Source organism: Brevundimonas sp. ABV4_179, from assembly GCF_056311945.1.
In genome coordinates this window covers 2813612-2824762 of record NZ_CM149976.1, presented here as the reverse complement: position 1 = coordinate 2824762, position 11151 = coordinate 2813612, and the positions used below count along the sequence as shown (strand labels likewise).

The 11151-nt window shown below is 69.4% G+C and carries 12 protein-coding genes; 4 read left to right on the top strand and 8 right to left on the bottom strand.

Translation table 11 applies throughout. The features are described from left to right. Positions 1-41: 41 nt before the first annotated feature. The 3 genes from ACYX4P_RS13765 to ACYX4P_RS13755 all read right to left on the bottom strand — a co-directional run bounded on the left by ACYX4P_RS13765 (position 42) and on the right by ACYX4P_RS13755 (position 1718). Positions 42-542, bottom strand: a complete 501-nt coding sequence (locus ACYX4P_RS13765; protein WP_248119087.1) for a DUF3617 domain-containing protein — start codon at positions 540-542, stop codon at positions 42-44. A gap of 126 nt (positions 543-668) precedes the next feature. Further along, on the bottom strand, positions 669-1343 hold the full coding sequence (locus ACYX4P_RS13760) for a P-loop NTPase family protein (protein WP_248119090.1): 675 nt from the start codon (positions 1341-1343) through the stop codon (positions 669-671). Positions 1344-1430: 87 nt separating this feature from the next. Then, on the bottom strand, positions 1431-1718 hold the full coding sequence (locus tag ACYX4P_RS13755) for a YciI family protein (protein WP_248119093.1): 288 nt from the start codon (positions 1716-1718) through the stop codon (positions 1431-1433). A gap of 164 nt (positions 1719-1882) precedes the next feature. Here ACYX4P_RS13755 and aspS point away from each other — a divergent pair, with 164 nt between their 5' ends. After that, complete coding sequence (gene aspS / locus ACYX4P_RS13750) at positions 1883-3715, top strand: aspartate--tRNA ligase (protein WP_248119094.1); 1833 nt, start codon at positions 1883-1885, stop codon at positions 3713-3715. Between the two features lie 61 nt (positions 3716-3776). Here aspS and ACYX4P_RS13745 read toward each other — a convergent pair whose 3' ends face one another. From ACYX4P_RS13745 to ACYX4P_RS13735, 3 genes are all read right to left on the bottom strand, one after another. Beyond that, positions 3777-4667: a pentapeptide repeat-containing protein gene (locus ACYX4P_RS13745; RefSeq protein WP_248119096.1), complete on the bottom strand. Its 891-nt coding sequence runs from the start codon at positions 4665-4667 to the stop codon at positions 3777-3779. Between the two features lie 81 nt (positions 4668-4748). Next, a complete protein-coding gene (locus ACYX4P_RS13740; RefSeq protein ID WP_248119098.1) occupies positions 4749-5243 on the bottom strand; it encodes a pentapeptide repeat-containing protein in 495 nt (164 codons plus the stop codon). A 57-nt stretch (positions 5244-5300) separates the two neighbouring features. After that, positions 5301-7928 carry a TSCPD domain-containing protein gene (locus ACYX4P_RS13735; RefSeq protein ID WP_248119100.1) on the bottom strand — a complete coding sequence of 876 codons (2628 nt, stop codon included), beginning with the start codon at positions 7926-7928 and terminating at the stop codon, positions 5301-5303. 216 nt (positions 7929-8144) lie between these two features. Between ACYX4P_RS13735 and ACYX4P_RS13730 the strand changes: the two genes are divergently transcribed. Genes ACYX4P_RS13730 through ACYX4P_RS13720 form a run of 3 tightly spaced genes read left to right on the top strand, consistent with a single transcriptional unit; the run spans position 8145 to position 9559 of the window. Then, a complete protein-coding gene (locus ACYX4P_RS13730; protein ID WP_248119102.1) occupies positions 8145-8537 on the top strand; it encodes an NADH:ubiquinone oxidoreductase subunit NDUFA12 in 393 nt (130 codons plus the stop codon). Continuing rightward, positions 8534-9193, top strand: coding sequence for a DUF2155 domain-containing protein (locus tag ACYX4P_RS13725; RefSeq protein ID WP_248119104.1), 660 nt, complete (start codon positions 8534-8536; stop codon positions 9191-9193). Before ACYX4P_RS13730 ends, ACYX4P_RS13725 begins: the two co-directional genes overlap by 4 nt. 21 nt (positions 9194-9214) lie before the next feature. Beyond that, positions 9215-9559 carry an EF-hand domain-containing protein gene (locus ACYX4P_RS13720; protein ID WP_248119105.1) on the top strand — a complete coding sequence of 115 codons (345 nt, stop codon included), beginning with the start codon at positions 9215-9217 and terminating at the stop codon, positions 9557-9559. 32 nt (positions 9560-9591) lie between these two features. Here the strand turns inward: ACYX4P_RS13720 and lepB are convergent, their stop codons facing one another. Beyond that, positions 9592-10353 carry a signal peptidase I gene (lepB, locus tag ACYX4P_RS13715; protein WP_248119108.1) on the bottom strand — a complete coding sequence of 254 codons (762 nt, stop codon included), beginning with the start codon at positions 10351-10353 and terminating at the stop codon, positions 9592-9594. A 144-nt stretch (positions 10354-10497) separates the two neighbouring features. Then, positions 10498-11106, bottom strand: a complete 609-nt coding sequence (gene aat / locus ACYX4P_RS13710) for a leucyl/phenylalanyl-tRNA--protein transferase (RefSeq protein ID WP_248119146.1) — start codon at positions 11104-11106, stop codon at positions 10498-10500. Between the last annotated feature and the right edge of the window lie 45 nt (positions 11107-11151).

Here is an 11151-nt window from a genome sequence, read left to right as displayed (position 1 = left end):
GAAGCGCCGGGGCGACGCAGCGGCCGCCCCGGCTGTGTGGCTTATTGAACGATGGTGTTGGGCGCCGTGCCGGCCGGGCAGTCCCCCAAGCGCTTGGCGTCGATGGTCATCTTCATCTCGGCGATGGCCGGCGGAACGTTGGGGCCGGTGGTCTTGGTGGTGATGTCCACCTTATAGGCCGTGCGCATGTCGCCGGACACCTTGCCGTCCGACGTCACCGTCATGCCCTGGGCGTTGCAGACGGCGTGGAACTCGGCGCCGCCGGGAACCGATTTGACGCTGTTCTCGCTGCAGGTCACGCCTTGCTGGGGGGCGTTGAAGGGGTTGGAGCCGGGCGCGGTCTCGCCGATGCAGATCTTCATCGTCGTCGGCTGCGGCATCTGCGGGCCCGAAACGGTCTGCTGCCACAGGCCCGGCTGCGGCGCGGGCATGGAGGCGGTTGCCGGCGCGGTGGTTTCGCCCTTGGCCGTCTTGGCGTCGTCGCCGTTGGAACAGGCCGCGAGCAGGGCGACGGCGGAGATCATGACAAGCTGAACACGCATTTGGACGTTTCCCGTTTGCTGGAGCGCATGGTCGCTCCGGCGGCTCAACGCCAAGGCAAAGCTAAGCGTTCAAAATTCAGCCACGATTCCAAATGCGATGTTGTGCATATCCCGGATGTCGGGATGTCAGCCGGCGTCCATCGCGTCCAGCACCTGTCGGGCCAGGACGCGCGTGACCGGACGATGCAGGGCGTCCAGCCGCTCCACCACCGTTGCGGCGGCGTCGCCGGATCGGTCCAGACGGCGCACCAGATAGTCGATCACCTCGTCGGCCGGGGTGATGCTGCGTTCCGAAAAGCGGGCGCGCAGAATGGCCGACAGCACCGCGTCGTCGGGCGCCTGGACCGCCACGGTCCGCATCGCGTCCAGCCGTGAGCGCAGGTCGGGCAGGGCGACCGACCACTGGCGCGGCGCCAGGCGCGACGCCATCAGCAACGCCCCTCCGACCGAACCGGCCAGGTTGATCAGGTGAAACAGGCTCTCGTCGTCGGCCTGATCTGCGTCGTCCAGCAGAACCGGGCGGCCTTCCAACTCCCGCGGATCGATCAGGGCCGCCTCCGCGCCGGTCAGCGGCGCGGCCCCGACCCGTTCGGCCCAGTCGGCGGCCAGGCGGCTCTTGCCCGATCCGGCCGGGCCATGCAGCGCCAGCACGGGCGCGACCCCGTCCGGCCAGCGGCCCAGCAAGGCGACCGCCTCGACGTTGCTGTCCGACACCACGAAGGCCTCGCCCACGGCGTGGCGCTCCAGCGGCAGACGCAGCTGTTCGGCGGTCGGACGGGACGGGGCGCTCAGCGCGGTCATGCCCCCGTCATAGCAGAGGCCGGGATTAACCGCGTCGGCGCCCCTCTGTTGGTTCCGGGGAGGGAAGCCGCGTCGCTGTGGATGAAATCAGGCGAACGGAACCATGGCGGGGTTCAGCTTGCCCGCCTTGAACTCCGTCACTGAATAGTCGGCCAGACCATGAACGTGGAACGGGTCGTCCTTCAGCAGGGTTTCCAGCTCTTCCTTGGCGACCCGGCTGGCCACGACCAGCACCCCGCCGGTGCGCGGAACCATCGGCCCTGCGGCGATCACCAGTCCGCTGGCCACGTGCTGGTCCAGCCATTCGCGATGCTCGACCGTCCGCGCCTCGATGGCTTCGATCGGCTGGGTGTAGGTGATGATGACGATGAACATGGCGGCCTCTACAACGCGATGGGCGCCAGATATCGTTCGCCGCGCGGGGCTTTGCAACGGCTGAAACCTTGACTTTCCGGGGCGATGATGCGCCCTACGCCGCTTCGATTTCCGGCGCCGACGGCGACGGATTCCACCGCCAAAGTCTCCAGACGGTTCGTTCCATGCACGCCTATCGCTCTCACACCTGCGGCGCGCTTCGCGCCTCCGACGCCGGTTCCGCCGTCCGCCTGTCCGGCTGGGTGCACAGGAAGCGCGATCACGGCGGCCTGCTGTTCATCGACCTGCGCGACCACTACGGCCTGACGCAGCTGGTGCTGCACCCCGAGACGCCCGGCTTCGCCGCCGTCGAACGCCTGCGCGCCGAGAGCGTCATCAAGGTGGACGGCGAGGTCGTGGCCCGCGACGCCTCGGTGGTGAACCCCAATCTGCCGACTGGCGAGATCGAAGTCCGCGTTCAGGGCGTCGAGGTGCTGTCCGAGGCCGCCGAACTGCCGATGCCGGTCTTTGGCGATCAGGAGTATCCCGAGGACATCCGCCTGGCCAACCGCTTCCTGGACCTGCGCCGCGAGCGTCTGCACAAGAACATCGTCCTGCGTTCGCGTGTGATCTCCTCGATCCGTCAGCGCATGGTCGGCCAAGGCTTCCTGGAATATCAGACGCCGATCCTGACGGCCTCGTCGCCGGAAGGCGCCCGCGACTTCCTGGTGCCGTCGCGCCTGCATCCGGGCAAGTTCTATGCGCTGCCCCAGGCGCCGCAGCAGTTCAAACAGCTGCTGATGGTCTCGGGCTTCGACCGCTATTTCCAGATCGCGCCCTGCTTCCGCGACGAAGACCTGCGCGCCGACCGTTCGCTGGAGTTCTATCAGCTCGACGTCGAGATGAGCTTCGTGACCCAGGAAGACGTCTTCGCCGCCATCGAACCGCTGATGCACGGCGTGTTCGAGGAGTTCGGCGAGGGCAAGCCGGTCTCGCCCATCGACCAGCCGCACGTCTTCACCAACGACTTCGGCGAGACGTTCGAGCACAAGGGCTTCGAGCGCCTGACCTACGCCCAGTCGATGGCCTGGTACGGTTCGGACAAGCCGGACCTGCGCAACCCGATCAAGATGCAGGTGGTGTCGGACCATTTCCGCAACGGCGGTTTCGGCCTGTTCGCCAAGATCCTGGGCGCGGACGACAAGAACGCGGTCTGGGCCATCCCGGCGCCGACCGGCGGATCGCGCGCCTTCTGCGACCGCATGAACAGCTGGGCGCAGGGCGAGGGCCAGCCCGGCCTGGGCTATATCTTCTGGTCCGAGGATCAGGGCGTCTGGGGCGGCCCGATCGCCAAGAACCTGGGTCAGGAGCCGACCCAGGCCCTGATGTCGTCGCTGGGCCTGGGCCAGGGCGACGCCGCCTTCTTCGTCGCCGGCCTGCCCGCGACCTTCGCCAAGTTCGCCGGCCTGGCCCGCACCCGCGTCGGGACCGAGCTGAAGCTGGTCGACGAGAACCAGTTCAAATTCTGCTGGATCGTCGACTTCCCCATGTTCGAATGGTCGGAAGAAGAGAAGAAGGTCGACTTCAGCCACAACCCCTTCTCCATGCCGCAGGGCGGGCTGGAGGCGCTGGAAAATCAGGATCCGCTGACCATCCGCGCCTATCAGTACGACATCGTCTGCAACGGCTATGAGCTGTGCTCGGGCGCGATCCGGAACCACAAGGCCGAGATCATGCTGAAGGCCTTCGAGATCGCCGGCTACGACGCCTCGGTGGTGGAGGAGCAGTTCGGCGGCATGTTGAACGCCTTCCGCTTCGGCGCCCCGCCGCACGGCGGCCTGGCCCCCGGCATCGACCGCATCGTCATGCTGCTGGCCGGCGAGACGGCCATCCGTGAAGTGATCGCCTTCCCGCTGAACCAGCAGGGCGAGGACCTGTTGATGAACGCCCCAACCGAGGCCGAGGAGCGCCAGCTGAAGGACGTGCACATCCGCACCGCCCCGCCGATCAAGGTCTGATCGGCGCGGTCATCGCTGAAACGAAGAAGGGGACGCCAGGCGGGCGTCCCCTTTTTGCTGTTCAGTTCCCGGCGACCGCGACGAAATTCCTGACCCGAGGCGGCACGGGCGGAGCCGGCGGGGTGCGGATCACCGTGATCGCACTGCTGCGGCAGGCCTGGGCGGTCAGTCCGCCGGGCAGGCGGGTCGAGCCGTCGCCGCACGCCGTCCTGATCTGGCCCTGCGTCAGGCCGCGCGCGCCGGACAGGTCGGCGCCGCGAATGTCCGTCCGGTGCATCGACGCCTCGGAAAAGTCTGTCCGGGAGAAACGTCCGCCGGTCAGACGGGCGCCGTCCAGCGTCGATCCGGTGAAGCGGGCATTGCTGAAATCGCCGGACGACAGGTTGGAGGCATGGATTTCGGCGCCGGTGAAGTCGGCGCCCACGGCGACGACATTGGCCAGGGTCGCGCCGAACAGTTCCGCGCCGATGAACTTGGCGCCGGACAGGGTGGCGCCGTTGAAGTTGACCCCGTGCATTTGGGCGCCCGAGATTTCGGCTCGGCTCATATTGGCGCGCACGAAGCCGGCGCCCTGAGCCTCGGCCCCGGTCAGGACCGCGCTGGTGAAGTTGGTCGAGCTGAAGTTGGCCCCGATGATCTGGACGCCCGACAGATTGGCGCGGCTGAAGTCGCTGCCCGAGAAGTTGGAGCCCATCATCTCGGCGCCGCGCAGATTGGCCCCGACCAGGGTGGCGTTCATGAAGCTGGCGCCCGTGAAGGTGGCGCCCGACAGGTTGCGACCCGACAGTTCGCAGCGGTTGCACGATCCGCCCAGCGACACGGTTCGGGCCACGTCCCGGTCCTGCATCGACATCTCGACCCCGGCCATGGCGGGAGACGCCATCAGCGCCGCGCCCAGCGCCAGCAGGGCCAAGGAGGGTCGAAACCGGATATGTTCAGCGATCTGTTTCACGAGACCTGAATGCCCCGAAAGCCCCGCGCGACCTACTTAAATCGAGGTAACTTCGTTAAATCGAGGCAAGATCGGCGGCCCTCAGCAGGCGGGAATGCGAAGGCCGCGCGGCAAGACGGTGGAGCCGTCGCCGCACGCCTGGTTCAGCTGACCCTGCGTCAGGCCGGTGGCACGCGCCAACTGGGCGCCCGACAGGTTCGTGCCCGCCAGCGTCGCGCCCGAGAAATTCGCGCCTTCCAGATAGGCGCCCACGAAACTGGCGTTGGTCAGGTTGGCGCGCGTGAAGTTGGAGCCCGAGAAGACCCCGCCATAGCCTTCCACGTCGCGCAGATCGGCGCCGGAGAAGCGGGTGCGGTTCATCACGCTCAGGCTCATGTCCGACTGGCGCAGGCGCGAGCCGGCCAGGTTCAGTCCGCGCGCCTCCAGGCCCGAGAAATCCCCCTGGAACAGGTTGCAGCCGGCGCAGGAGGCGCCGCGCCGGACGCTGGCGATCTGGCCGGCGTTCTGGGCCAGGACGGGGGTCGCCACGACCAGCAAGGCGGTTGCGATCAGACCGAGAGAGAGTGTGCGTTTCATGGACCGGGCTCCGACGTTTGATCGTCCTGAAGCAAACCCTAGGCCATAACCCTTAACCTAGCCCTGATCCCCGCCCTTCAGCGCCGGCGCGGCCCCGCAGGTGTCGCAGGTCCAGCCGCCGCCGCGCTGTTGCAGGGTGAAGTCGCCGCAGGCGGGGCAGGCCACGGCCTCGCCCGACGTTGAGGCGCGGGCGTCCGGCTCGGTCTTCTTGCCGAACGGCAGGACCACCAGATTGTCGGGCGCGGACCCGCGCGCGAACCCCTTGGAGATGAAGCGAGCGGCGGGGACGGCCTCGCCCTGCGGCGCGCCGCCCTCCAGCCCGTCGCCGTCCAGGGCCTCGGCCTCGCCATTGGCCAGTTCATGCCGGTCCAGATAGGAGACGCCCAACTCGCGGAAGATGTAGTCCAGGATCGAGGTGGCCGAGCGGATGGAATCGTTGCCCGTCACGCGGCCCGCCGGTTCGAACCGGGTGAAGACGAAGGCGTCCACGAACTCGTCCAGCGGCACGCCGTATTGCAGGCCGATGCTGATCGCGATGGCGAAGTTGTTCATCAGGCTGCGGAAGGCGGCGCCTTCCTTGTGCATGTCGATGAAGATCTCGCCCAGTTCGCCGTCTTCGTATTCGCCGGTGTGGATATAGACCTTGTGGCCCCCCACGGCCGCCTTTTGGATATAGCCCTTGCGGCGGTCGGGCAGTTTGCGGCGGGCGCGCTCGCGCTCGACCACCCTTTCCACCACCCGTTCGGTCGCACGCGGCGCCTCGCGCGCCGGTTCGGGCCGAGCGGCCGTCTCGACGGCGGGCAGGGTCAGCAGCGGGCGGGCCGGCGGCTCGGCGCGTTGCAGCCGGATGGCGCGGCGGCCGTCCAGCGCCGCCTGACCCATCAGCCGCGCCGCCTGGCCCGCCGTGGTGCGCCAATGGGTGGTCTCGGGCGCGATGTCGGCCAGGTCGCTGAACGGCGTGATGGCCTGGCGCAGTTCGGCCGCCGCCCCTTCGGGATCGGCCAGCAGGGCGGCGACGGCCGCCGGCGCCTCGGGCCAGGTCGAGAGGTCGCCGTGACCGAACACCCAGCGCGCGGCGGCGGCCTCGGCCTCGTCCGACACCCCCAGCAGCGTCAGCAGCAGGCCGTCTCCGTCCTCGACGCCCAGCACGTCGCGGATAAAGCCGGCGTCCAGGACGGGGGCGGAGAAGACGGCGTCGAAATCCTCGGCCCAGGCCAGGGCGTGCTCGATGGCCGCCAGTTCGATGTCGGTGAAGCCCAGCGTCCGCAGCGCGGCATGATCCAGGCCCGGCGCTTCGACCAGGGTGCGGCGTCCGAACACATGGCGTTCGGCCGCCTGGACGTCGCCGCCCGCCGCGCCCAGCGCCGCCGCCAGCGCCGGATGCAGCCGCCGCCCGATCTCGCCGTCCGCCGTCTGGAACACATCAACGGCGGCGATGCGCCCCCGGCCCAGCCGCAGCCGCGCCTCCGCATCGTCCACAAACAGGCCGATGGCCGAATGCCGTCGCGGACGGGGCTTCGCCTTCAGGGCCTTCAGCGCGGCCTCCGCAACGGGATCGTTTTCGCCCTGCAGCGCCCGGCGTCGGGCGGCCCGGGTCTCCTGGGCGGCGGCCTGCACCTCGTCCCAGTCGGGCGCCGCGCCCCGGAGGGCGGCCAGATCGGCCGAGGTCTCGCCCGCGGTCGCCGCGACCAGGGCCGCCAACGATTGAGCCTGCGCCGTCCGCGCCTCGCCCAACGGCGCCACGGCCTCCAGCAGCCCTTCCAGCCCCAGCGCCAGGACGCCAGGCGTGGGGCTCGACAGGTCCAGCGCCGTGATCAGCAATCGCGTCAGGGCGGCCAGATCGTCGGCGGTCTCGCCGTCCAGCGCCATCACGGCGGGCAGGTCGATGACCATGCGCGCGGTGGTCGGGGCCGTCGCCGTCTCCGCATCGCGCGGATCGAAGGCCAGGATCAGCCCGCCATCGAGCGCCGCCCTGGCAGCCAGCAGGGCCTCTGGCGCGCCCGCTGCGATCTGCGTCCGGTCGGCCAGCGCCACCAGGGGCGCGGCCTCTATGGCGGGGCCCAGGTCGGGCAGGGGACGTTCGCCGTCCACCGCCCGCAGGATGTCGGCGTCCGACGCCCCGCAACGCCGGGCCAGGGCCGCCGCCCGCCCCAGAGCCGGGTTGCGCGAAGGATCGCCGCAGTCGCCGCGCGGTCCCTCGCACCGACCCACCGCATCGGCGACCCCGGCCAGGGCGTCGGCCAGGGCTTGGGCCGCCTGGGCGCCCAGGCGCGCGGCGGAGCGGCGTCCGCCGTGATCGGCAAGGACGGCGGCCGCGCCCGGATCGTTCAGGTCCACCATACCCGTCGCCGCCGCGCCCGATCGCGCCGGCGCCGCCAGCCCCAGCCTGATGACGGCCGAAAGCTCATCGGCGAACACCGCGGCCTGGGCCGCATCGAACACACCCTCCGCCACGCCGGTCCTGGCCAGAAGGGCGGACCAGGCGTCCACGCCCCCATCCAGCCAGTCGCCGCAGGTGTCGTCGGACGGTCCCTGGGCCGCGATCCAGTCCAGCCAGGCCTCGATCTGCGCCTCCGACCAGCCGACGGGGGCCAGCACCGGCCGCACGCCGGCGGGCCGCTCCACGACGTGGTGCTCCATCGCGACTCGCCGGGCGCGAGGGGCGAAGACGGATTGATTGCGCATGGCGGTCTCTCCGATGGGTTCGCGCCAGCCTAGGTCCAAGACCGCACTTGTCCAATACATCTGGTGTCGCAGGGCCAGGTTGCCCACAAGATATCGATTCGACCTTTGACCCCGGCGCTGCCGCCTGAACGCTGGACGAAGAGGACGCGGGTTTCTATGATCCGCGCGAGCGTCGGGCCCTGAGTCCGACGAACCCTTACGGTTGGATTTCACGACGTGTTGAGCAAGATTTTCGGCTGGTGGGAGGGCGCCACGATCGGCACCCGCTTCACCATCGCCAAGCGCGGTCGCTTTGTCGGTCAGGACGAGAACGGCAATCGATATTACGAGAGCCGCGACAACGTCAGCTATGACGGCCGCAAGCGTCGCTGGGTGATCTATGACGGCTATGCCGAGGCGTCCAAGGTCACGCCCGACTGGCACGGCTGGCTGCATTACACCTTCGATCTGCCGCCGACCGAGCAGCCGCTGCCGCGTCGCGCATGGGAGAAGGAGCATCTGCCCAACCTGACCGGCACCCCCCTGGCCTGGCGCCCGCCCGGCTCGCTGGCCAACGAGGCCAAGCGCCCGGCCGCGACCGGAGACTATCAGGCCTGGACGCCCGAGTGAAAACCCGCCGGATCCTGATGGGCGCCGGCGCCCTGATCGGCGTGCTGAGCGCGGGGGCCGTCACGGCCAGCGTGCTTCAGGACGCGCCGCGCGATGCGCGCCCGGTCCAGGATCCCATCGGCGACATTCTGCGAAAGACTCCGGCGCAGCCGGCGTCGAACGTGCCGACCGAGACGCCGCCCGCCGGCGCGCCCGCCCCGCGCGCGCCCGTCGCGGTGACGCCGCCCCCGGCCGTCATCATCGCCGAGGACGCCGCCGTCGAGGAAAAGGCCGAGGAAGAGGTCAAGGCCGAACGCCCCGTCGCTGAAAAGGCCATCGACCAGCCCGCCACGCCCGGCCGTCGCCAGCGACGCAAGTTCGCGGTCATCCAGGCCATCGACAAGGTCACGGCCGAGACGATGAAGTTCGAGGTCGAGGTCGGGGGCCGGCCTGTGCGCTTCAACCGCAACCTGGTCTTCGCCGCCCGCGCCTGCGAGGTGACGACGCCGGACGAACTGACCGAAGATTCCATCGCCTATATGGACGTCTCGCTGCAGCCGCGAGGCCAGACCACGTCGCGCCAGATCTTCCGGGGCTGGATGTTCGCCTCGTCACCGGCGGTCAGCGGGGTGCAGAACCCCTATTACGACGCATGGGTGGTCGGCTGTAAGAACTGATCGACTGGCGAGAGAATCGGCATGGATCGCAAACGACCGTTGAAGAAGGACGAGACGGTGGAAGTCCGTCTGTCACACGCCGCCAAGACCGCCTTCATGGCCCGCTGCCAGGCCGAGGGCCGCACGGCCAGCGAGGCGATCCGCCGCTTCATCGACGCCGAACTGAACCAGACCGCCGCTCGACGCTCAATCCCCACCGGCTGGCGTCAGCTCGCCGCCGCCGCCTTGGCCGGCCTGGCTCTGGGCGCCGTCGCGGTCCCCGCCCTGGCTCAATCCCGGTCGGCCGCCCCCAGCCGGGCCGCCTTCGACCGTCTGGATCGAAACCACGACGGCGTGGTCAGCTTCGACGAGTATCGGGCGGGTTAGGCCGTCGTCTCCGTCGCCATTTGGGGGACGGTCTATCGCACCGGAACCAGGAAGCGGTCCCCTTGCAGGTTCAGCCAGGTCCACGGCTTGAACAGGCCGGCGCCGGGTTTCCAGGACGCCAGCACCATCGCCGCGCGGCCGACGATGTTCTCGGCCGGCAGCAGGCCCACGCCGATCTCCGGCGGCCAGCGGCTGTCCAGCGAGTTGTCGCGATTGTCGCCCATCATCAGATAATGGCTCGGCGGCACGCGGCGCGGCGGCGTGTCGTCGCCGGGCAGGCCCGGCCCGCCGTCATAGGTGACGTAGCTGCGACCGTCGGCCAGGGTCTCGCGCACCCGCTGCACCCGGCGCTGCGGCGCATCGTGATCGGCGACGAAATCCAGCCGCGTCTGGCGCACGGCCGCGCCATTGACGAAGACCACGCCGCCCCGCACCTGAACCGTATCGCCAGGCAGGCCCACGACCCGCTTGATCCAGACCTGCCTGGGATCGCGCGGCAGGCGGAACACCACCACGTCGCCGCGACGCGCCTGGGCCCCCATCAGCCGTCCCGGCCTGATCGACGACGCCAGCGGCAGCGACGCTTCGCTCCAGCCATAGGCGAACTTGGACACGACGATATAGTCGCCGGTCACCAGTCCCGGCTCCATCGACGAGGACGGGATGGTGAAGGGCTGAAACAGCAGAAGGCGCAACAGCGTCGCCACGATCAGGGCGACGACCAGCGTCAGGACGATTTCGCGGGCCTCTTTGAAGGCGGACGGGCGGGGCGGGGGTGTCGATGTGTCGGTCATGGCGCCATCGAGGCCGACACGCGGAACCGACGCCAGCGGATCCGTGTCGGGACAGGTCCGAAATCGTGTCCGGACAAGCCCTATAGCCTGCACCATTCGTCATTCCGTAGCGGCCCAGGACGACCCCGCACCCGGCAGGCGGCTTCAGCTGGGGGATGCGCCTGGAGCGAGCGCCGCCTCAACCGCCTCGGCGCCGGTCAGCGGCGCGAGCAGCGCCGCCTGGTCGGCCGTGACCTTCAGCGCGGGCGCCAACCGCCTCAGATAGGCCGCCTGCGGCGTCTCCACCGCGCCGAACTGGCTGAGGTGATCGGTCAGAAACTGGGCGTCCAACAGGGTCCAGCCGCCCTTCCTCAACCGCGCGACCAGATGCACCAGCGCCACTTTCGATGCGTCGCGCTCGCGGCTGAACATGCTCTCGCCGAAGAAGGCGCCGCCCAGGGATACGCCGTAAAGTCCGCCGACCAGCCGCTCGTCGCGCCAGCATTCGATGGAGTGGACATGACCCATGGCGAACAGGGCCGCATACAGCCGCCGGATCGGCGCGTTGATCCAGGTGTCTTCGCGATCCGGTCCTTGCGCCGCCGCACAGCCGTCCAGCACGGCTTCGAAGGCGGTGTCGATGCGCACCTCGAACGGCTCGCCCCGCACGGTGCGTCGCAGGCGGGCGGGGATGTGGAAGGCGTCCAGCGGTATGACGCCCCGCTGGTTCGGCTCGATGATGAAGACGCGCGGATCATCGCGCGCCTCGGCCATCGGAAACACGCCCCGGGCGTAGCAGGCCAGCAGGTCCTCGGGGCC

Bases quoted from the DNA above. Each gene is read 5' to 3' on its own strand.
- ACYX4P_RS13765 (WP_248119087.1), bottom strand. From the start codon at position 542: ATGCGTGTTCAGCTTGTCATGATCTCCGCCGTCGCCCTGCTCGCGGCC.
- ACYX4P_RS13760 (WP_248119090.1), bottom strand. From the start codon at position 1,343: ATGACCGCGCTGAGCGCCCCGTCCCGTCCGACCGCCGAACAGCTGCGT.
- ACYX4P_RS13755 (WP_248119093.1), bottom strand. From the start codon at position 1,718: ATGTTCATCGTCATCATCACCTACACCCAGCCGATCGAAGCCATCGAG.
- aspS (WP_248119094.1), top strand. From the start codon at position 1,883: ATGCACGCCTATCGCTCTCACACCTGCGGCGCGCTTCGCGCCTCCGAC.
- ACYX4P_RS13740 (WP_248119098.1), bottom strand. From the start codon at position 5,243: ATGAAACGCACACTCTCTCTCGGTCTGATCGCAACCGCCTTGCTGGTC.
- ACYX4P_RS13735 (WP_248119100.1), bottom strand. From the start codon at position 7,928: ATGCGCAATCAATCCGTCTTCGCCCCTCGCGCCCGGCGAGTCGCGATG.
- ACYX4P_RS13720 (WP_248119105.1), top strand. From the start codon at position 9,215: ATGGATCGCAAACGACCGTTGAAGAAGGACGAGACGGTGGAAGTCCGT.
- lepB (WP_248119108.1), bottom strand. From the start codon at position 10,353: ATGACCGACACATCGACACCCCCGCCCCGCCCGTCCGCCTTCAAAGAG.
- aat (WP_248119146.1), bottom strand. From the start codon at position 11,106: ATGGCCGAGGCGCGCGATGATCCGCGCGTCTTCATCATCGAGCCGAAC.